Here is a 19,696-nt window from a genome sequence, read left to right as displayed (position 1 = left end):
TTCCACCCAGCCACCACACGAGACTGCCATGACCATTTCCCTGTACGCCGCATCCGTCCCGGTTTTTCAACAAATGCTCAACGCTTTGAGCGATGTACTGAAAAAGGCTGAAGCCCACGCCACCGAGAAAAACATCGACCCGAACGCGTTCCTGCAGGCTCGTCTGTACCCGGACATGTTCCCGCTGACCCGTCAGGTACAGATCGCCGTGGACTTCGCTAAAGGCGTTTCCTCGCGTCTGGCTGAAGTCGAAGTGCCGAAGTACGACGATACCGAAACCACCTTCGCCGAGCTGCAAGCCCTGATTGCCAAGGTGCTGGCCTACATTGGCGAGATCAAGCCAGAGCAGATCGATGGCAAGGAAGGCATCGAAATCGTTACTCGTCCGGGCACCCCAAAGGAAAAACGCTTCAGCGGTCAGGCTTACCTGCTGACTTACGGTCTGCCGCAGTTCTTCTTCCACGTCACCACCACTTATGCGTTGCTGCGTCATAACGGTGTTGAAGTGGGCAAGCGTGATTACATGGGCGCGTTCTAAAAAGTCAAAGCCCTCACCCTAGCCCTCTCCCAGAGGGAGAGGGGACTGACCGCGTTGTTGGTTCGGGATACGCTGACCTGATCTATCGAGTCGAACTCAAGACTTGAAGGCGACGAAGATCGGCTCCCTTTCCCCCTCGCCCCCCTTGGGGGGAGAGGGTTGGGGTGAGGGGGGAAAGATCTCAGCCACAAAAAAGCCCGCCCGGGTTCACACCTCGGCGGGCTTTTCATTGCGGCAATTGTTACGCAGTGCGCTGGGCTTTTGCTTCTTCCCCCAGGCACGCCGCTGCGGTAAACAACACATCAGTCGACGAGTTCAGCGCCGTCTCTGCCGAATCCTGCAGCACCCCAATAATGAAACCGACCGCCACCACCTGCATGGCAATCTCGCTCGGAATGCCAAACAGGCTGCACGCCAACGGAATCAACAGCAACGAACCACCGGCCACACCCGAAGCGCCACAGGCACAAATCGCGGCGACAACGCTGAGCAGAATCGCGGTAGGAATGTCCACGGCAATACCCAATGTGTGCACGGCAGCCAGCGTCAATACGGTAATGGTGATCGCCGCACCGGCCATGTTGATGGTCGCGCCCAGCGGGATCGACACCGAATAGGTGTCTTCATGCAGACCTAGGCGTTTGCTCAATTCCAGATTCACCGGAATATTCGCTGCCGAACTGCGGGTGAAGAACGCGGTGATGCCGCTTTCACGCAGGCACTTGAGGGTCAGCGGGTACGGGTTGCGACGCAGCTTCCAGAACACGATCAGCGGGTTCATCACCAGCGCCACGAACAGCATGCAACCGAGCAGCACGGCCAGCAGGTGCGCATAACCGATCAGCGCGCCGAAGCCCGAAGTCGCCAGCGTCGAAGCGACCAGACCGAAAATACCCAGCGGTGCAAAGCGAATCACCACACGCACGATCAAGGTCACGCCGTTGGACAGATCACCGAGCACTTCGCGGGTGGTGTCGCCAGCATGGCGAATCGCGACGCCCATGCCGATTGCCCACGCCAGAATGCCAATGAAGTTGGCGTTGATGAGTGCATTCACCGGGTTATCCACGACGCTCAGCAACAGGCTCTGCAACACTTCGGCAATGCCACCTGGCGCGGTCACCGCGACGTTATCGGTGGACAGCACCAGATGCGACGGGAACGCCATGCTCGCGACCACGGCCACCACTGCTGCGGCGAAGGTGCCCAGCAGATAGAGGAACAGAATCGGGCGGATGTGGGTTTCCTGGCCGTGTTTGTGGTTGGCAATGGAAGCCATCACCAGCACGAACACCAGGATCGGTGCGACAGCTTTCAACGCCGACACGAACACTTTGCCGATGAACGCGGTGTCTTTTGCCAGTTGCGGGGCAAACATCGCCAAGGCAATACCGGCGATCAGGCCGATGAGGATCTGTGTGACCAGGCTCAGGTTCTTGAGGCGGTGCAGTAGAGAAGGGGATGAAGCAGTCATAGCGGCATCTCTGATTTTTTATAGGGTGCAGGGGTTGCGTGATAGCGATGGCAAAACGGGGGCAGACCACCGCCACGCACCGAAAGTGTTGAGGCGACATCAACGCCATTAAACCGGCCGCTGAACAGGTTGTACGTTTTTCAGGGCGCGGACTTTATCACAGCGTAGGCCTTATCCTTCAGGCCTGTGACGATCTGCCACCGGAGTTGTCGGCAAGATAGACAGGTTTGGGCAAGTCAGCCCGGACACACTCTGTTAAGATTGCGCATCCTTATTTTCAAATTTCGCCAGCGGGCCTCCGGGTCAACGCTGGTGTCGTCGTTTTGCTGGAGTTGCGCATGCTGTTGCCCATTCTTCTGTTGTCCGCCGCCGGGTTCACGGTGCTGACCACGGAATTCGTCATCGTCGGCCTGTTGCCGGCGATTGCCCGAGACCTTGAAGTCACCATCCCACAGGCCGGGTTGCTGGTGACGCTGTTCGCTTTTACCGTGGCCATGTTCGGGCCTTTCCTGACCGCATATTTCGCCCGCTTCGAGCGGCGCAAGCTGTTTATCAGCATCCTGATCATGTTTGGTCTGGCCAATACCGTGGCGGCGCTGGCGCCAAACATCTGGGTGATGGCGATTGCCCGGTTGATCCCGGCGCTCGGTCTGCCGGTGTTCTGGGCTTTGGCCAGTGAAACGGCAGTGGACATCGTCGGTCCGGATTTCGCCGGCCGCGCGATCGCCAAAATCGGTTTCGGCATCGTCTGTGCGACGGTGTTTGGCATCCCGGTCGGCACGCTGATTTCTGACGCGTTCGGCTGGCGCAGTGCCTTTGGCATTCTTGCGGTCATCGCTTTTGCCAAAGCCTTGCTGCTATTTGTTTACCTGCCGAAAACCAGTCTGCACCAGCATCAGGTCAGCTTCCGTTCGCAATTCAAGATCCTGCGCAGCCCGTTGATGATTGGCCATATCCTGCTGTCGATTCTGGTGTTCAGCGGTATGTTCACCGCTTACACCTATCTGGCCGACATTCTTGAGCGCCTCGCCGGTTTCAACGGCACTGTGGTGGGTTGGTGCCTGATGGCCTTCGGTGCGGTCGGGCTGATCGGCAACTCGCTGGGCGGTCGTGCGGTGGACCGCCATCCGCTGGGGGCGTCGGTGTTGTTCTGTGCGTTCATGATTGCCGGCATGGTCTCGCTGGTACCGAATATTCACTCACCGCTGGGGCTGGCAGTGGCGATGGGGATCTGGGGCATTACCCAGGCTGCGTTGTTCCTGGTCAGCCACGTGCGGCTGATGAAAGCCGCGCCAGAAGCGCCGGCGTTTGCCGCCTCGTTGAACATCGCTGGGGCCAATCTGGGCATCGGTCTGGGCGCTATCGTCGGAGGCCGGGTCATCGACAGCGCGGGTCTGGGCTTCCTCGGCTTTGCCGCCGCCGGATTCATCTTGCTCTCGGTGTTCCTCGCCATGGTGCTGATGACGCTCAAGCCGCGCGAAATGTGCGCCGAGGCCTCATAACGCGGTAAACAGCTCGCGTCGGGCACCTTCGGTAATCGCAACGATGCCGGGGTGCTTGACCTTGCGCTCCACCGAAATGGCATAGAACGACTCGGTCACCGCATCGGTCTGACCAATCAGCTCGACGCCGTACTGGCGCCTCACCTCATCGGCAATCACGCTCGGGCCAATAAAAATCCCGCTGCCGGATTGGCCGAAGGCCTGCATCAACGCACTGTCATCAAACTCGCCGACGATTTGCGGCTGAATCTGCTGTTCGGCAAACCAGCGCTGCAAGCGACTGCGTACCACGGTTTCCGCGCCGGGAATCAATAGTGGCGCGCCGTGCAGGCTGCGCGGGAAATCCTGACCGTATCTGGCTGCCAGTTCCGGGGTGGCGAAGAAACTGATCCCGCATTCGCCGAGCTTCTGGCTGTAGCCTTTGATGTCGAGGTGCGAGGGCATCGGGCTGTCGGAGATCACCAGGTCCAGACGCTGGATGGCCAGATCGGCGAGCAACCGTTCCAGTTTGTCTTCGCGGCAGGTGATGCGCAGCGGTTCATTCAGCTCCATGGTCGGCGCGATCAGGCGATAGACGATGGATTTCGGCACTACGTCGGCGACGCCGACGCGGAACAGGATCTGCTGTTCATTGGGTTGTGCGCGCAGCATCAGTTCCAGTTCGCCGCCGAGCTGGAACATCTGCTCGGCGTAGGGTAGGGCTTGTCGGCCAGCCTCGGTCAATTCCAGTTGCCGGCCGACTCGTCTGAATAACTCGATGCCATACGTCTGTTCGAGCAGAGAAATCTGCCCGCTGATGGTTTGTGGGGTCAGATTCAGTTGCTCGCAGGCGCGCACGATGCTGCCGGTCTTGGCTACGACCCAGAAGTAATGCAGTTGTCGGTAATTGAGCATGACGGTCTACAGTTCGTGAAAACCGAAGTATAGCCGCTAAAAATACGAATTTTCCTGAAGTGTTGATCTCCCTAGAATGCCCAGCCATCGACGGCCGGTCTGTGAGCCTGTCTGTTCATTCGAAGGAAACCTTATGAAATACACAATCCCAGCATTGATGTTTACGTCTTTACTGCTTTTGGCCGGTTGCGATCAGGCCGAGAAAAGCGCCCAGCAATTGATGGGCAAAGCGGCCGAAAGCGCCAAGCAAGCTATCGACGACACGCACAAGGCCGCCGAACAAGCCCTGAGTGATGCCACTGGCGGACTGATCGAGAAAAAAGAAACACCGGAAAAAGACTCGGAACAATCCGAATCTTCCTCCAAGACCATCTAATTCGTCTTACACAGAGTCAGGACTGACCCATGGAATATCTGTTACAGCTCGCCGCCAGCCCCACCGCTTGGGTTGCTTTGGCCACATTGGTGGTGATGGAAATCGTGCTCGGCATCGATAACCTGATCTTTATCTCGATCCTGACCAACAAGCTGCCTAAGCAATATCAGCAGAAGGCGCGCCGCATCGGTATCGGCATGGCGTTGATCCTGCGTCTAGCGCTGTTGAGCACCATCGCCTTCATCGTGCAACTGACTGCGCCGGTGATCGAAATCCTGGGTCAGGCGTTCTCCTGGAAGGACATGATCCTGATTGCCGGTGGTCTGTTCCTGGTCTGGAAAGCCACGACCGAGATCCATCACAGCATGGATCCGGCACCGGAAGATCCAAAGTCGGCGACCTCGACGGTTACCCTCGGTTTTGCCGCTGCCATTGGCCAGATCCTGATGCTCGACATGGTGTTCTCGATCGACAGCATCATTACCGCGGTCGGCATGACTGAACACTTGCCGATCATGATCATCGCGGTGGTGGTGTCGGTACTGGTGATGCTGTTCGCTGCTGAGCCGCTCGCCAAGTTCATCAACGACAACCCGACTGTGGTGATGCTGGCCCTGGGCTTCCTGATCATGATTGGTATGACCTTGATCGCTGAAGGCTTTGGCGCCCACGTACCGAAAGGTTATGTGTATGCGGCGATGGCGTTCTCGGCTTCGATTGAAGTCCTGAACATGATGTCGCGTCGGGCGAAGCAGAAGAAGCTGGCTGAGCAGGTGTAACCGCCAGTAAGCCAAAACGGCCGCTTGAACTCAGTTCAAGCGGCCTTTTTTCATTTCGGGTTTTCTATATCCGGTAAAACCAGCCCCTCACCCCAGCCCTCTCCCGAGGGAGAGGGAGCCGATCTGTGTAGTTTTCGAACCTGAGTTCGGCTCGATATTTCAGGTCGGCGTAACTCGAAAAGACAACCTGATCAGTCCCCTCTCCCTCTGGGAGAGGGCTAGGGTGAGGGGCTTTTCGCTTTTGACGTTAATCCTCAATGCGAATGCGCAGTCGCGTGGCGTACCCGGTGCTCCTCGGCTTTCTCAACCGCAGCAGGCTGCACCGAATGGTGATGGTGGCGCCGCGAAATCCGCAGCACCCCCCACAACATGGCGGCAGCCACGGCCAGCCAGCCGGCAATCAACATCACAATAGTCATGGTCAGGCTCATCAGTGCCTCCTCTTCGCCCTGCATCGGGCGCCCACTTTTTCAATTCGCTCTGTTTCAGTGACAGTCTAGACAATGGGGTGTTTCAGGCTATTGACCAAAGGTCGCTGGTGACCAATCAGTTTGCTCTATGCAATTGATGGGTCTGCCGCTTAAGGCTATACCGCAGCCTGGCGCGGCCCTATGATCGCAGGCGTTGCCGGAACACGATGACCGGCGTCTGAACAGAGAGTAACGATGGTGCAGGTATTTTCTCGAATTCGTGTGGCGCTGCTGCTGGCCGGGTGCGCGGCCATGTTGGCCGGGTGTGCAGGCAGTGTCGCGCCTGAGGTCAAGCGTCTGCCGGAGCGGGTCGAACTCAGCGGCACGTTCTATCGCGGAGAAGCCAACCAGAGCGGACCGCAAGTACTGGCCAGCCTGCTTTCGCAGCAGGGCATCGTGATCACCCCGGGCTTGCTGGAAAAACCACTGCATCTGCCGGGTGCCGAAGACAAATTGCAGCAGAACCTGCAGAACCTTGCCCGTGAGTACGGCATGGTGGTTTATCCGCTGGACAGCAACCTGCCAGCGCTGTTGACCCAAGTGGCGGCGGGTTATCCGGTGATGGTCCGGTTCAGCGAGGGCTCGGCATTCTGGGCCGAGCCGCGTTACGCGATCCTGTCCGGTTATGACCGCAACAAACAGAAGGTTCTGCTGCGCGCCGGCATGAACCGCCGCGAATTGATGAGTTTCAGTTCCTTTGAGTCGGCGCTGGAAAAGTCTGGTGGCTGGGCCGTGCTGATTCAGAAACCGTCGCAGATTCCTGCTGCCGTCGACCGGCAACGCTGGCTCAAAGCGGCCGATGAACTGGCCCAGGCCGGTCAGGAAAACGAAGCGGCGCAGGCGAAGAAAGCGCTGGCCGCCCACTGAGTCTCCGTTCGTCATTTGCCGGGCACGACTTCGCCCGGCACGCCTCTTACCTTTATAGCCCGTCGTTTGCGGGTGAATCAGGAGGCGAACATGACAGATCCCCAATCCCCGAAAGGCCCACATTCTTCCGAGCACTCTTCGGGTCATGATCTGGGCTTTGATCCGGATTCGCCGGATCTTGATGATCCGCAAGTCGATCCCGTCGGCCCTGCGAAAGCCCCCAAAGACGTGAAGCCCGGCGAAGACGACAAGCAACCGGCCAAGCCGTATGACCCGTTAGCCAATCTGAAACCTTGATGTGAGGTGCGTATGAGTACCGATTCAAGCTTCGATGACCAAAAACCGGACAGCGTACCTACGACGGCGGAGCCAGAGGTTGATCCGGTGCTGGACCCGGACAGCCCGCTGCGTGACCCGATGGCTCGGCCTAATGTGCTGACACCCGAGCCTGCACGGGATCCGAGTGCAGGCGATGGCATTCCCGATGACGACAAGATGCCGCTGCCCAATGACTGATCCGCAGATGAAAAAAAGCCCCGAGGATTCGGGGCTTTTTCTTGTGCGACGGGTTACTTGGAGGCTTCAACCACGCCGCTCTGGCGCGACTTGAGGTTTTTCTCGGCCTTGTATTGCTGAGCCACTGCAGGAACGTTGGCACTCCTGCCAGTTTCCACCCAGCTGCGAATACGGCTGGCATCGGCAAAGTGGGTGTACTTGCCGAACGCGTCGAGAATCACCAAAGCAACCGGGCGATTGCCCATTTTCGTCACCAGCACCAGGCAATGCCCGGCGGGGTTGGTGAAGCCGGTTTTGGTGATCTTGATGTCCCAGTCGGCTTTATTGACCAAGTGATCGGTATTACGGAAACCCAGGGTGTAGTTGGGTTTGCGGAACGACACGGTCTTTTCCTTGGTGGTGGTGAGTTCGCTGAGAAGCGGATACTTATGCGCGGCCACCAGCAGCTTGCTCAGGTCGCGGGCGGTGGAAACGTTACGCTCCGACAGGCCTGTCGGCTCAACGAAGTGCGTACTGGTCATGCCCAATGCCTTGGCCTTGGCGTTCATCGCTGCGATAAACGCGGCGTAGCCCCCCGGGTAGTGATGCGCGAGGCTGGCGGCGGCGCGGTTTTCCGAGGACATCAGGGCGATCAGCAGCATCTCGCGGCGCGGCAGCTCACTTTTCAGTTTGACTCGGGAGAACACACCGCGCATTTCCGGTGTGTTACTGATATCGACATTGATCCATTCGTCCATGTTCTGCCGGGCTTCAACCACTACCAGTCCGGTCATCAACTTGCTGACAGAAGCGATCGGCACGATCACGTCAGGGTTGCTGGAGTAGATGACTTTGTTGGTCTGCATATCCATGAGCAGGGCGCTGCCGGAGGCGATCTTCAGGCTCGAAGCGTCACGTGGGGCAGCGGTGGTTTCCGCAGCGTTGATCGTTGGCGTGATGAAAGTGCCTGAAACTGCAAAAAACAGGCTCAGAATCGAAAGACGAATTTTCACGCGGGCGAACTCATAAAAGTTGGATATTCCGTTAGTTTGTAACGGGTTATTTCTTCAAAGCGTCGCATTCTAGAAGTATGGCTGAAGATCTGTCGATGGTTGTTTGAGTGACCTGAAAATCTCGTGAAAAGGCCTGTAAAAAGAGGGGTTTCCGGCGAACGGTTACAGTTTTTTCTCAGGCATGAAAAAACCCGCGCAAGGCGGGTTTTTCTTATTGCTGAAAGTACCGATCAGGCGTGCAGGGTTTCCGCCGCATACAGGGTGTTTTCCAGCAGGCAAGCGCGGGTCATCGGACCGACGCCACCCGGCACTGGAGTGATCCAGCCAGCGCGGGGCAGGGCGGTTTCGTAAACAACGTCACCGACCAGTTTGCCGTCGTCCTGACGGTTGATACCGACGTCGATCACGATCGCGCCTTCTTTGATCCACTCGCCTTTGACCAGACCCGGCTTGCCGGCGGCCACCACCACCAGATCGGCACGACCGACATGTCCGGCCAGATCTTTGGTGAAACGGTGAGTCACGGTCACGGTGCAACCGGCCAACAACAACTCCATCGCCATCGGGCGACCGACGATGTTGGAGGCGCCGACAACCACTGCGTCCATACCGTAAAGATCAGCGCCAGTGCTTTCCAGCAGCGTCATGATGCCTTTGGGGGTGCATGGACGCAGTAGCGGAATGCGCTGGGCCAGGCGGCCGACGTTATAAGGGTGGAAACCGTCGACATCTTTGTCCGGGCGGATACGCTCCAGCAGTTTGGAGGCGTCCAGATGCTCGGGCAACGGCAGTTGAAGCAGGATGCCGTCGATTGCAGGGTCGTCGTTGAGGCGATCGATCAGATCGGTCAGCGCGTCTTGCGTGGTGTCGGAGGGCAGGTCGTAGGCTTGAGAGAGGAAGCCAACCTCTTCACAGTCTTTACGCTTGTGCGAGACATAAACCTGAGAGGCAGGATCGCTGCCGACCAGGATCACCGCGAGGCCGGGAGTGCGCAGGCCTTGCTGGCGACGCTCGGCAACTCGTTGGGCGATCTGCTGGCGCAGGCTGGCGGCGATCGATTTGCCGTCGATTAGTTGTGCAGTCATTGCGCGTGATTAACCATCGAGAGGGGAAAAAATGAGAACGCATTCTCGCATGTCGAGCGGTGAGGGCAAAGGCGCTTGGTCAGCAAATTCCTCTAACTCCTTTAATTAAATGAATTTTTTTCAAAAAGGATTTGACGACCTTTGGAGCGCTCTATACTATTCGTCGCACTTGTCGGGCACAGCCTAGCACTGGTTAAGAAGGTGAAGCGGAATCAAGGTTCTGCAACACTGGAAAGCACTTAGTTTGTAGTCCTTTAAGAGTACAGATTAATAAGGCGCCCGTAGCTCAGCTGGATAGAGCATCCGCCTTCTAAGCGGATGGTCGCAGGTTCGAGTCCTGCCGGGTGCGCCATTAGGCAGCTTTGGCACAAGTAACGCGATATGGTGGGCGTAGCTCAGTTGGTAGAGCACGGGATTGTGACTCCCGTTGTCGTGGGTTCGATCCCCATCGTCCACCCCATATTTCGAAAGGCGCCAGATGTAACAGTCTGGCGCCTTTGCTTTAAAGCTTCACCTGCGGATGTGGTGGAATTGGTAGACACACTGGATTTAGGTTCCAGCGCCGCGAGGCGTAAGAGTTCGAGTCTCTTCATCCGCACCAATTAAAGCTTCATTCATGTCTTCGGGCTGGTGAGGTTTCAACAAAGAAGTTGTTTGGCTTTTTTGTTACGCAATATGGTGGGCGTAGCTCAGTTGGTAGAGCACGGGATTGTGACTCCCGTTGTCGTGGGTTCGATCCCCATCGTCCACCCCATATTTCGAAAGGCGCCAGATTTAACAGTCTGGCGCCTTTTTTGTTTTGCGGTTTTGAAAACCGGCATGGCCGGTTTCCGGACGCAGGAGTAGGGCGCTTCGTCGTATTTATGTTGCTCGATGATGCTGCACTGCTCGCCGGGCTTGCTTGCAAGAACGGCCGTCAGGGAGTGATTGGCAGTCTCTTCTATATATAGAAGCGGTTGGCGCAGAGCCCTGGCGTGATTGGTTGTATTCGCCTGTGGGGCGCGCTGCATTGGTGTAGCGGCCCCGATAAAATGCCTGCTGTTTTTTTACCCGTTTTCAGTAGGGTGACTTCTTGAGTTTGACCCACTAGAATGCATGCCCTTGATTCTGGGGTCGGAAACGGCCGGCTAACGTCTGTGCAACGAGGAATATCCATGCAAGTTTCTGTTGAAAATACTACTGCTCTCGAGCGCCGCATGAGCGTCACCGTGCCGGCTGAGCGCATCGAGACTCAGGTCAACAAGCGTCTGCAGCAGACCGCCCAAAAGGCCAAGATTGCTGGCTTCCGTCCAGGCAAAGTGCCAATGAGCGAAATCAAGCGCCGTTTCGGTGCTGATGCTCGTCAGGAAGCTGTAGGCGACGTGATCCAGTCCTCCTTCTACGAAGCTGTGGTTGAGCAGAAGCTGAACCCGGCTGGTTCGCCTTCGATCGAGCCTAAGTCGCTCGAAGCTGGCAAAGACCTGGAATATGTTGCCGTATTCGAAGTGTTCCCTGAGTTCACCGTTGCCGGTTTCGACGGCATCACCGTTGAGCGCCTGAGCGCTGACGTGGCTGACGCTGACCTGGATAAAATGCTCGACATCCTGCGCAAGCAGAACACCCGTTTTGAAGTGGCCGATCGCGCTGCCCAGAACGAAGACCAACTGAACATCGATTTCGTTGGCAAGGTTGACGGCGAAGTATTCGCTGGCGGCTCCGCCAAAGGCACTCAGCTGGTACTGGGTTCCGGCCGCATGATCCCGGGCTTCGAAGAAGGCCTGGTTGGCGCTAAAGCCGGTGAAGAGCGCGTTCTGAACCTGACCTTCCCAGAGGACTATCAGAACCTGGACCTGGCTGGCAAAACCGCTGAGTTCACCGTGACCGTCAACACTGTTTCCGAGCCTAAGCTGCCAGAGCTGAACGAAGAGTTCTTCGCTCAATTCGGTATCAAGGAAAGCGGCATCGACGGTTTCCGCACCGAAGTTCGCAAGAACATGGAGCGTGAACTGCGTCAGGCGATCAAATCCAAGGTCAAGAATCAGGTAATGGACGGTCTGCTGGCCACCAACCCGATCGAAGTGCCTAAGGCCCTGCTGTCCAACGAAGTTGACCGTCTGCGCGTGCAGGCTGTTCAGCAGTTCGGCGGCAACATCAAGCCTGATCAACTGCCGGCCGAGCTGTTCGAAGAGCAAGCCAAGCGCCGCGTTGTGCTGGGTCTGATCGTTGCTGAAGTGGTCAAGCAATTCGACCTGAAGCCTGACGAAGCTCGCGTTCGCGAAATGATTCAGGAAATGGCTTCGGCTTATCAAGAGCCTGAGCAGGTTGTGTCGTGGTACTACAAAAACGAGCAGCAACTGAACGAAGTGCGTTCGGTTGTGCTGGAAGAACAAGTTGTGGATACTGTTCTGCAGAAAGCTAGTGTGACCGACAAAGCGGTCTCTTACGAAGAAGCAGTCAAGCCGGTAGAAGCACCAACAGCCGACTGATTGATTTTGCGTTAAGAAGTACACACCATAAGCCAGCTCTCGAGCTGGCTTATGCGTATTCAAGACATAACTATTTGGGAGCGACTGCAGAGCATGTTCCGTAATTCTTATATTCAGCAGAACTCTGATATCCAGGCCGCCGGCGGCCTGGTCCCGATGGTTGTCGAGCAATCTGCTCGTGGCGAACGCGCCTATGACATCTATTCGCGCCTGCTCAAGGAGCGAGTGATCTTTCTGGTTGGTCCGGTAGAGGACTACATGGCCAACCTGATCTGCGCGCAACTGCTGTTCCTTGAAGCGGAAAACCCGGACAAGGACATCCATCTCTATATCAACTCTCCGGGCGGTTCGGTGACTGCAGGCATGTCGATCTACGACACCATGCAGTTCATCAAACCGAACGTGTCGACCACCTGCATCGGCCAGGCCTGCAGCATGGGTGCATTCCTGCTGACCGCAGGTGCCCCGGGCAAGCGTTTCTGCCTGCCGAACTCGCGCGTGATGATTCACCAGCCACTGGGCGGTTTTCAGGGCCAGGCGTCGGACATCGAAATCCACGCCAAGGAAATCCTCTTCATTCGCGAGCGTCTGAACACGCTGATGGCCAAGCACAGCGGGCGTACTCTGGAAGAAATCGAGCGCGATACCAATCGCGACAACTTCATGAGTGCAGAAGCTGCGAAGGAATATGGCCTGATCGACGAAGTGATCAACCAGCGCCCAGCTTAAAATAAGCAGCTCAAAATAGGCTTGGTCGGCTTGTCTGATCAGCGGCGGGCTTGAAAAAGCCCGCAATAGCCTTCATCTTGTGTTGCAAGCCTATCGGATTTGGATCGAACGAATGACTGACACCCGCAACGGCGAGGACAACGGCAAGCTGCTCTATTGCTCCTTCTGTGGCAAAAGCCAGCATGAAGTGCGCAAATTGATTGCCGGCCCCTCGGTCTTTATCTGCGACGAGTGCGTCGACCTGTGCAATGACATCATCCGTGAGGAGGTGCAGGAAGCCCAGGCCGAAAGCAGCGCGCATAAATTGCCTTCGCCTAAAGAAATCAGCGGCATCCTTGACCAGTACGTGATTGGTCAGGAGCGTGCGAAAAAGGTTTTGGCCGTAGCGGTGTACAACCACTACAAACGCCTGAACCAGCGTGACAAAAAGGCTGACGACGTCGAACTCGGCAAAAGCAACATCCTGCTGATCGGCCCGACAGGCTCCGGTAAAACCCTGCTGGCCGAAACACTGGCCCGCTTGCTGAACGTTCCGTTCACCATTGCCGACGCAACCACCCTCACCGAGGCAGGTTACGTGGGTGAAGATGTCGAGAACATCATTCAGAAGCTGCTGCAGAAGTGCGATTACGACGTAGAAAAAGCCCAGATGGGTATTGTCTACATCGATGAAATCGACAAGATTTCCCGCAAGTCCGACAACCCGTCGATCACCCGGGACGTTTCCGGTGAAGGCGTGCAACAGGCCTTGCTGAAGTTGATCGAAGGCACGGTCGCTTCCGTACCGCCGCAAGGTGGTCGCAAGCACCCGCAGCAGGAATTCCTGCAGGTCGACACCCGTAACATCCTGTTCATCTGCGGTGGTGCGTTCTCCGGTCTGGAAAAGGTTATTCAAAACCGTTCCACCAAGGGCGGCATCGGCTTCAACGCAGAAGTGCGCAGCAAGGAAGAAGGCAAGAAAGTCGGTGAATCCCTGCGTGAAGTCGAGCCTGACGATCTGGTCAAGTTCGGTCTGATCCCGGAATTCGTCGGTCGTTTGCCGGTCCTGGCGACACTGGACGAGCTCGACGAGGCTGCGCTGATGCAGATTCTCACCGAGCCGAAAAATGCTCTGACCAAACAGTATGCCAAGCTGTTCGAGATGGAAGGCGTGGATCTGGAGTTCCGCACAGACGCGCTGAAATCGGTCGCCAAGCGTGCCCTGGAACGTAAAACCGGTGCCCGTGGCCTGCGCTCGATTCTCGAAGGTGTGCTGCTCGATACGATGTATGAAATCCCCTCGCAGTCCGAGGTGAGCAAAGTCGTGATCGATGAAAGCGTGATCGAAGGCAAGTCCAAGCCACTGTATATCTACGAAAACAGTGAGCCGACAGCCAAGGCAGCGCCGGACGCGTAAGTGTCTAGTCTGCTGGAATAAAGAAGGGGCCTTCGGGCCTCTTTTTTTTTATGTCATTTTTTACATCCGCTTTGCGCTTGTTTTTTTTCAAGGCAGCCCCCATCTTGGTTTCAAGCTCAATTCCATCTGATTACGGCCATATGGCCGCCGTAGAGGCGAAATCATGAAGACAACCATCGAATTGCCTCTCCTGCCATTGCGTGATGTCGTGGTTTATCCGCACATGGTTATCCCGCTGTTCGTGGGGCGCGAGAAATCCATCGAAGCCCTCGAGGCCGCGATGACGGGCGACAAGCAGATCTTGCTGCTGGCCCAGAGAAACCCGGCTGACGATGATCCCGGTGAAGACGCTCTCTATCGCGTAGGTACCATCGCTACTGTTCTACAGCTTCTGAAGCTGCCTGACGGCACCGTCAAGGTTCTGGTCGAGGGTGAGCAGCGCGGCACCGTCGAGCGCTTCAGCGAAGTTGACGGCCACTGCCGTGCCGAAGTGTCGCTGATCGAAGAAGTCGATGCCGCCGAGCGCGAATCTGAAGTGTTCGTGCGCACACTGCTGTCGCAATTCGAACAATATGTACAGCTGGGCAAAAAAGTCCCGGCTGAAGTCCTGTCGTCGCTCAACAGCATCGATGAGCCGGGCCGCCTGGTCGACACCATGGCGGCGCACATGGCGCTGAAAATCGAGCAGAAGCAGGAAATTCTCGAAATCATCGACCTGTCGGCTCGTGTCGAGCACGTTCTGGCGTTGCTGGATGCCGAGATCGACCTGCTGCAAGTTGAAAAACGCATTCGTGGTCGTGTCAAAAAGCAAATGGAGCGCAGTCAGCGCGAGTACTACCTGAATGAGCAGATGAAGGCCATTCAGAAAGAACTCGGCGACAGCGACGAAGGCCACAACGAAATCGAAGACCTGAAAAAGCGTATCGACGCTGCCGGTCTGCCGAAAGACGCGTTGGCCAAAGCCACGGCCGAGCTGAACAAGCTCAAGCAAATGTCGCCGATGTCCGCTGAGGCCACCGTGGTGCGCTCGTACATCGACTGGCTGGTGCAGGTGCCGTGGAAGGCGCAGAGCAAGGTACGTCTGGACCTGGCGCGTGCAGAAGACATTCTCGATGCCGATCACTACGGTCTCGAAGAGGTCAAGGAACGTATCCTTGAATACCTCGCCGTGCAAAAACGCGTGAAGAAAATCCGTGGCCCGGTGTTGTGCCTGGTCGGTCCTCCGGGCGTAGGTAAAACCTCGCTGGCAGAGTCGATCGCACATGCTACCAACCGCAAATTCGTGCGCATGGCCCTCGGTGGCGTGCGTGATGAAGCGGAAATTCGCGGTCACCGTCGGACTTACATCGGTTCGATGCCGGGAAGATTGATTCAAAAGATGACAAAAGTGGGTGTGCGCAACCCGCTGTTCCTGCTCGATGAAATCGACAAAATGGGCAGCGACATGCGTGGTGACCCGGCGTCGGCGTTGCTGGAAGTGCTCGATCCAGAGCAGAACCACAACTTCAACGACCACTATCTGGAAGTCGATTACGACCTTTCCGATGTGATGTTCCTGTGCACCTCGAACTCGATGAACATTCCGCCGGCACTGCTCGACCGGATGGAAGTCATCCGTCTGCCGGGCTACACCGAAGACGAGAAGATCAACATCGCCGTCAAATACCTCTCGCCAAAACAGATCGCCGCCAATGGTCTGAAGAAAGGCGAGCTGGAATTCGACGCTGAAGCGATCCGCGACATCATCCGTTACTACACCCGTGAAGCCGGTGTGCGTGGCCTCGAACGTCAGATCGCCAAGGTCTGCCGCAAGGCCGTTAAAGAGCATGCGCTGGAAAAACGCTTCTCGGTGAAAGTGACAGCTGACTTGCTGGAACACTTCCTCGGTGTGCGCAAATTCCGCTACGGTCTGGCCGAGCAACAGGATCAGATCGGTCAGGTGACCGGCCTTGCCTGGACTCAGGTTGGTGGTGAATTGCTGACCATCGAAGCCGCTGTTGTGCCGGGCAAAGGGCAATTGATCAAGACCGGTTCGCTGGGCGACGTGATGGTCGAATCGATCACTGCCGCACTGACCGTTGTCCGCAGTCGTGCCAAGAGCCTGGGTATTCCCCTGGACTTCCACGAGAAGCGCGACACGCACATCCACATGCCGGAAGGGGCGACCCCGAAGGACGGCCCTAGCGCTGGTGTGGGCATGTGCACGGCGCTAGTGTCGGCATTGACCGGTATTCCGGTGCGCGCTGATGTGGCCATGACTGGCGAAATTACTTTGCGTGGTCAGGTGCTGGCGATTGGTGGTCTGAAGGAAAAACTGCTGGCGGCTCACCGCGGCGGAATCAAGATCGTGATTATTCCGGAAGAGAACGTGCGTGATCTGAAGGAGATTCCTGACAATATCAAGCAGGATCTGCAGATTAAACCGGTTAAATGGATTGACGAGGTCCTGCAAATTGCGCTGCAATACGCGCCGGAGCCCTTGCCGGATGTGGCTCCGGAGATAGTTGCCAAGGAAGAAAAACGTGAGTCTGACTCTAAGGAAAGAATTAGCACGCATTAATACGCTTTTGCCTGGGGGGCTTCCTTGACAGTTTTTTAGAGCCCTTGTTATAAAGCGGCTCTTAAGTGTCTGTAGGCCATTCAGCACTCGTTTTTGCTTTCACCAAAAAACTTAGAATCATCTCAAAATAGATATAAGGGGACTTAGAGTGAACAAGTCGGAACTGATTGATGCTATCGCTGCATCCGCTGATATCCCGAAAGCTGCTGCTGGCCGTGCGCTGGACGCTGTAATCGAATCCGTCACTGGCGCTCTGAAGGCTGGCGACTCCGTTGTTCTGGTTGGTTTCGGTACTTTCTCCGTGACGGATCGTCCGGCTCGTACTGGTCGTAACCCGCAGACCGGCAAGACTCTGGAAATCCCGGCTGCCAAGAAGCCAGGTTTCAAAGCCGGTAAAGCACTGAAAGAAGCTGTTAACTAAGTTTTCAGGTTTTTACCCATCCGGGTCGGGGTCATGCCTGACTTGGCAGCGGAGCGGTAGAGCAGGTCGCTGAAACAGTGGCCTGTAACGCCGGGATCGAGGGTTCGAGCCCTGTCCGCTCCGCCAGTTACGAGAAGGCGCATCCTCGGATGCGCCTTTCTTCTATCCGGATTCTACCCACGCTCCACGGTTGCCTAATTTTGAAGTTCAACCGTTTCTGGGGGACGCATGCTGCAGAATATCAGGGACAATTCACAAGGCTGGATTGCCAAGACCATTATCGGGGTCATCGTTGCACTGATGGCTCTGACCGGTTTCGACGCCATTTTCCAGGCCACGACTCACAAGAATGAGGCGGCCAAGGTCAACGGTGATGAAATCAGCCAGAACGAGCTGAGCCAGGCCGTTGACATGCAACGCCGTCAGCTGATGCAACAGCTGGGCAAGGACTTCGATGCTTCCTTGCTCGACGAGAAAATGCTGCGCGAATCGGCCCTCAAGGGTCTGATCGATCGCAAGCTGCTGCTGCAAGGCGCCGAACAAGCGAAGTTCGCTTTCTCCGAAGGTGCACTGGATCAAGTGATCCTGCAGACTCCTGAATTCCAGGTGGACGGCAAGTTCAGCTCCGAGCGTTTCGACCAGGTAATCCGTCAACTGGGTTACAGCCGTATGCAATTCCGCCAGATGCTGGTTCAGGAAATGCTCATCGGCCAACTGCGCGCCGGTGTGGCGGGCAGCGGTTTCGTCACCGACGCCGAAGTGCTGGCATTTGCCCGTCTGGAAAAACAGACCCGCGATTTCGCCACCTTGAACGTCAAGGCTGATCCGGCTGCGGTCAAACTGACCGACGAAGAGGTCAAGGCTTACTACGACGAACACGCCAAGGAGTTCATGACTCCGGACCAAGTGATCATCGATTACGTAGAGCTGAAGAAGTCTTCGTTCTTCGATCAGGTTGCCGTGAAAGACGAAGACCTGCAGGCGGCGTATCAGAAAGAGATCGCCAATCTGTCGGAACAGCGTCGTGCCGCGCACATTCTGATCGAAGTGAACGACAAGACCACCGAGGCTCAGGCCAAAGCGAAGATCGACGAAGTCCAGGCGCGTCTGGCCAAGGGCGAGAAGTTCGAAGCGCTGGCCAAAGAGTTCTCGCAGGATCCGGGTTCGGCCAACAATGGCGGTGATCTCGGTTACGCAGGTCCTGGCGTTTACGACCCTGCGTTCGAAAAAGCCCTGTACTCGCTGTCGAAAGACCAGGTGTCCGAGCCGATTCGTACTGACTTCGGTTACCACTTGATCAAGCTGTTGGGTGTCGAAGCGCCTGAAGTGCCGACCCTGGCCAGCCTGAAAGACAAGCTCACCCGCGAGCTGAAAGCCGCGCAGGTCGAGCAGCGTTTTGTCGAGGCGACCAAGCAACTGGAAGACTCGGCGTTCGAAGCGTCTGACCTGGCTCAGCCAGCGGCGGATCTGAAACTGACCGTGCACACTTCCAAGCCGTTCGGCCGTGAAGGTGGCGAAGGTGTTGCGGCCAACCGTGCCGTTGTGACCGCTGCGTTCAGCACTGAAGTGATCGACGAAGGTGCCAACAGCACCGCCATCGAGCTGGATCCGGAAACCGTGATCGTGCTGCGTTCCAAGGAGCACCTGAAACCTGCGCAACTGCCGCTGGAAAGCGTGAATGCGGCGATCCGCACTCAGCTGACCAAAGAGCACGCCAGCGCGGCTGCCAAGACCAAGGCGGAGAAGCTGATTGCTGATCTGCGTGATGGCAAGGCGCCGTTGGACAAGGCAGTTGAGGGTCAGAACTGGAAAACCACTGAAGCGGCCACCCGTGGTCAGGAAGGTGTTGATCCGGCGGTGCTGCAAGCGTTGTTCCGTATGCCGAAGCCGGCTGCCAAGGACAAGCCGACGTTCACCAGCGTGACCCTGCCGGACGGTAGTTTGATGATCGTGCGTCTGAACGGCGTTAACGAAGCGGCTGCGCCGACGGATGAAGAGAAGGTTCAGTACCGTCGCTTCCTTGCTTCGCGTGAGGGGCAGCAGGACTTTGCGGCGTATCGCAAGCAGTTGGAAGCTCAGGCTGAGATCAAGCGTTTTTGATGTCTGATTGAGTTGTCATGTGAAAGCCCCGGCCTGTATAGGTCGGGGCTTTTTTTTTGGCGTTGGGCGCCGGGGCGTGGCGGCCTTTGGGCCGACCATGTGCTTGGGGTTTTGGGGGGATATCCGTTGCTGCGGGTGTTGCTGATCAGGGTTCCGCCCTTACGGCGGGTCACTTTTTCCAGACGCCGAAAAAGTAACCAAAAAGGCTTGCCCTGACGTTCGGCCCGCTCGCTGGGGCTCGGGGTTCCTTCGCTCCGGGATTGATCCGGGGGGGCATCGCCTACGGTTTGCTTCGCTGCACCTCCTCTCGATGTGTTCGACTTCGTCGAACGGTCGCTGCGCTCCCACCCCCGGATCAATCCCTCCACTCAGCCTGCCGACGGGCCTTCAGATCAAGATCAAGAGCTGCAGCCGAGCTAACGCTCATCCTGTTGAGTGGGGCGGCTTTGCCGCGTGGGCCGCACACAAATTAAAACGTGGGAGCGAGCCTTCTCGCGAAGGCGGCCTGACAGCCGACCAACCTTCTGTCAGA

18 protein-coding genes and 4 tRNA genes are annotated in these 19,696 nt (G+C 56.9%); 17 read left to right on the top strand and 5 right to left on the bottom strand.

Features of this window, described 5'->3' with window-relative positions:
- Window positions 1-28: 28 nt before the first annotated feature.
- Complete coding sequence (locus tag PspR84_RS18855) at window positions 29-538, top strand: DUF1993 domain-containing protein (RefSeq protein WP_034154670.1); 510 nt, start codon at window positions 29-31, stop codon at window positions 536-538.
- A 241-nt stretch (window positions 539-779) separates the two neighbouring features.
- Here PspR84_RS18855 and sstT read toward each other — a convergent pair whose 3' ends face one another.
- Entirely contained in the window at window positions 780-2,012 is a 1,233-nt protein-coding gene (gene sstT / locus PspR84_RS18850) for a serine/threonine transporter SstT (RefSeq protein WP_160058695.1), read from the bottom strand.
- Window positions 2,013-2,350: 338 nt separating this feature from the next.
- Between sstT and PspR84_RS18845 the strand changes: the two genes are divergently transcribed.
- On the top strand, window positions 2,351-3,514 hold the full coding sequence (locus PspR84_RS18845; RefSeq protein WP_160041035.1) for an MFS transporter: 1,164 nt from the start codon (window positions 2,351-2,353) through the stop codon (window positions 3,512-3,514).
- Here the strand turns inward: PspR84_RS18845 and nhaR are convergent.
- The gene (gene nhaR, locus PspR84_RS18840; RefSeq protein ID WP_160058694.1) at window positions 3,509-4,408 is read right to left on the bottom strand and encodes a transcriptional activator NhaR; all 900 of its coding nucleotides are present in this window, start codon (window positions 4,406-4,408) and stop codon (window positions 3,509-3,511) included. The two genes, PspR84_RS18845 and nhaR, sit on opposite strands and share 6 nt — an antisense overlap.
- A 133-nt stretch (window positions 4,409-4,541) precedes the next feature.
- On the opposite strand from nhaR, the gene PspR84_RS18835 reads away from it, so the two are divergent.
- Both PspR84_RS18835 and PspR84_RS18830 read left to right on the top strand, forming a co-directional pair.
- Entirely contained in the window at window positions 4,542-4,784 is a 243-nt protein-coding gene (locus PspR84_RS18835; RefSeq protein ID WP_160058693.1) for a hypothetical protein, read from the top strand.
- A 29-nt stretch (window positions 4,785-4,813) separates the two neighbouring features.
- Window positions 4,814-5,563 carry a TerC family protein gene (locus PspR84_RS18830; RefSeq protein ID WP_016986876.1) on the top strand — a complete coding sequence of 250 codons (750 nt, stop codon included), beginning with the start codon at window positions 4,814-4,816 and terminating at the stop codon, window positions 5,561-5,563.
- A 254-nt stretch (window positions 5,564-5,817) separates the two neighbouring features.
- On the opposite strand, the gene PspR84_RS29500 is transcribed toward PspR84_RS18830, so the two are convergent.
- On the bottom strand, window positions 5,818-5,994 hold the full coding sequence (locus PspR84_RS29500) for a hypothetical protein (protein WP_174244461.1): 177 nt from the start codon (window positions 5,992-5,994) through the stop codon (window positions 5,818-5,820).
- Between the two features lie 234 nt (window positions 5,995-6,228).
- Here PspR84_RS29500 and PspR84_RS18825 point away from each other — a divergent pair, with 234 nt between their 5' ends.
- From PspR84_RS18825 to PspR84_RS18815, 3 genes are all read left to right on the top strand, one after another.
- Window positions 6,229-6,900, top strand: a complete 672-nt coding sequence (locus tag PspR84_RS18825) for a peptidase C39 family protein (protein ID WP_160058692.1) — start codon at window positions 6,229-6,231, stop codon at window positions 6,898-6,900.
- 90 nt (window positions 6,901-6,990) lie between these two features.
- Entirely contained in the window at window positions 6,991-7,197 is a 207-nt protein-coding gene (locus tag PspR84_RS18820) for a DUF6021 family protein (RefSeq protein ID WP_077573693.1), read from the top strand.
- A 12-nt stretch (window positions 7,198-7,209) separates the two neighbouring features.
- A complete protein-coding gene (locus PspR84_RS18815) occupies window positions 7,210-7,416 on the top strand; it encodes a hypothetical protein (RefSeq protein ID WP_160058691.1) in 207 nt (68 codons plus the stop codon).
- Window positions 7,417-7,469: 53 nt separating this feature from the next.
- Here PspR84_RS18815 and pbpG read toward each other — a convergent pair whose 3' ends face one another.
- Window positions 7,470-8,408, bottom strand: a complete 939-nt coding sequence (gene pbpG / locus PspR84_RS18810; protein WP_150693856.1) for a D-alanyl-D-alanine endopeptidase — start codon at window positions 8,406-8,408, stop codon at window positions 7,470-7,472.
- Window positions 8,409-8,638: 230 nt separating this feature from the next.
- Window positions 8,639-9,493, bottom strand: coding sequence for a bifunctional methylenetetrahydrofolate dehydrogenase/methenyltetrahydrofolate cyclohydrolase FolD (gene folD, locus PspR84_RS18805; protein ID WP_038362797.1), 855 nt, complete (start codon window positions 9,491-9,493; stop codon window positions 8,639-8,641).
- Window positions 9,494-9,768: 275 nt separating this feature from the next.
- Between folD and PspR84_RS18800 the strand changes: the two genes are divergently transcribed.
- From PspR84_RS18800 to PspR84_RS18755, 10 genes are all read left to right on the top strand, one after another.
- Window positions 9,769-9,845 (top strand) — tRNA-Arg (locus PspR84_RS18800).
- Window positions 9,846-9,877: 32 nt separating this feature from the next.
- Window positions 9,878-9,953, top strand: a tRNA-His gene (locus PspR84_RS18795).
- Between the two features lie 56 nt (window positions 9,954-10,009).
- A tRNA-Leu gene (locus PspR84_RS18790) sits at window positions 10,010-10,094 on the top strand.
- A gap of 77 nt (window positions 10,095-10,171) precedes the next feature.
- A tRNA-His gene (locus PspR84_RS18785) sits at window positions 10,172-10,247 on the top strand.
- Window positions 10,248-10,647: 400 nt separating this feature from the next.
- On the top strand, window positions 10,648-11,958 hold the full coding sequence (tig, locus tag PspR84_RS18780) for a trigger factor (RefSeq protein ID WP_007917329.1): 1,311 nt from the start codon (window positions 10,648-10,650) through the stop codon (window positions 11,956-11,958).
- Window positions 11,959-12,051: 93 nt separating this feature from the next.
- A complete protein-coding gene (gene clpP / locus PspR84_RS18775; RefSeq protein WP_007951559.1) occupies window positions 12,052-12,687 on the top strand; it encodes an ATP-dependent Clp endopeptidase proteolytic subunit ClpP in 636 nt (211 codons plus the stop codon).
- A 112-nt stretch (window positions 12,688-12,799) separates the two neighbouring features.
- On the top strand, window positions 12,800-14,083 hold the full coding sequence (gene clpX / locus PspR84_RS18770) for an ATP-dependent Clp protease ATP-binding subunit ClpX (RefSeq protein ID WP_003223632.1): 1,284 nt from the start codon (window positions 12,800-12,802) through the stop codon (window positions 14,081-14,083).
- A 163-nt stretch (window positions 14,084-14,246) separates the two neighbouring features.
- Window positions 14,247-16,643, top strand: a complete 2,397-nt coding sequence (lon, locus tag PspR84_RS18765) for an endopeptidase La (protein WP_160058690.1) — start codon at window positions 14,247-14,249, stop codon at window positions 16,641-16,643.
- Window positions 16,644-16,791: 148 nt separating this feature from the next.
- Window positions 16,792-17,064, top strand: coding sequence for an HU family DNA-binding protein (locus PspR84_RS18760; protein ID WP_003183171.1), 273 nt, complete (start codon window positions 16,792-16,794; stop codon window positions 17,062-17,064).
- A gap of 228 nt (window positions 17,065-17,292) precedes the next feature.
- Window positions 17,293-19,164 (top strand): SurA N-terminal domain-containing protein, encoded by a 1,872-nt coding sequence (locus tag PspR84_RS18755; RefSeq protein WP_160058689.1) that lies wholly within the window; start codon window positions 17,293-17,295, stop codon window positions 19,162-19,164.
- Window positions 19,165-19,696 lie beyond the last annotated feature (532 nt).

Origin of the sequence: Pseudomonas sp. R84 (genome assembly GCF_009834515.1) — a bacterium.
GTDB lineage: Bacteria > Pseudomonadota > Gammaproteobacteria > Pseudomonadales > Pseudomonadaceae > Aquipseudomonas.
Note: the sequence above shows the minus strand (reverse complement) of the source record. Positions and strands in the feature narration are given on the sequence as shown.

Coding starts and splice junctions, on each gene's coding strand:
- PspR84_RS18855 (WP_034154670.1), top strand. CDS start 29: ATGACCATTTCCCTGTACGCCGCATCCGTCCCGGTTTTTCAACAAATG.
- sstT (WP_160058695.1), bottom strand. CDS start 2,012: ATGACTGCTTCATCCCCTTCTCTACTGCACCGCCTCAAGAACCTGAGC.
- PspR84_RS18845 (WP_160041035.1), top strand. CDS start 2,351: ATGCTGTTGCCCATTCTTCTGTTGTCCGCCGCCGGGTTCACGGTGCTG.
- nhaR (WP_160058694.1), bottom strand. CDS start 4,408: ATGCTCAATTACCGACAACTGCATTACTTCTGGGTCGTAGCCAAGACC.
- PspR84_RS18835 (WP_160058693.1), top strand. CDS start 4,542: ATGAAATACACAATCCCAGCATTGATGTTTACGTCTTTACTGCTTTTG.
- PspR84_RS18830 (WP_016986876.1), top strand. CDS start 4,814: ATGGAATATCTGTTACAGCTCGCCGCCAGCCCCACCGCTTGGGTTGCT.
- PspR84_RS29500 (WP_174244461.1), bottom strand. CDS start 5,994: ATGAGCCTGACCATGACTATTGTGATGTTGATTGCCGGCTGGCTGGCC.
- PspR84_RS18825 (WP_160058692.1), top strand. CDS start 6,229: ATGGTGCAGGTATTTTCTCGAATTCGTGTGGCGCTGCTGCTGGCCGGG.
- PspR84_RS18820 (WP_077573693.1), top strand. CDS start 6,991: ATGACAGATCCCCAATCCCCGAAAGGCCCACATTCTTCCGAGCACTCT.
- PspR84_RS18815 (WP_160058691.1), top strand. CDS start 7,210: ATGAGTACCGATTCAAGCTTCGATGACCAAAAACCGGACAGCGTACCT.
- folD (WP_038362797.1), bottom strand. CDS start 9,493: ATGACTGCACAACTAATCGACGGCAAATCGATCGCCGCCAGCCTGCGC.
- tig (WP_007917329.1), top strand. CDS start 10,648: ATGCAAGTTTCTGTTGAAAATACTACTGCTCTCGAGCGCCGCATGAGC.
- clpP (WP_007951559.1), top strand. CDS start 12,052: ATGTTCCGTAATTCTTATATTCAGCAGAACTCTGATATCCAGGCCGCC.
- clpX (WP_003223632.1), top strand. CDS start 12,800: ATGACTGACACCCGCAACGGCGAGGACAACGGCAAGCTGCTCTATTGC.
- lon (WP_160058690.1), top strand. CDS start 14,247: ATGAAGACAACCATCGAATTGCCTCTCCTGCCATTGCGTGATGTCGTG.
- PspR84_RS18755 (WP_160058689.1), top strand. CDS start 17,293: ATGCTGCAGAATATCAGGGACAATTCACAAGGCTGGATTGCCAAGACC.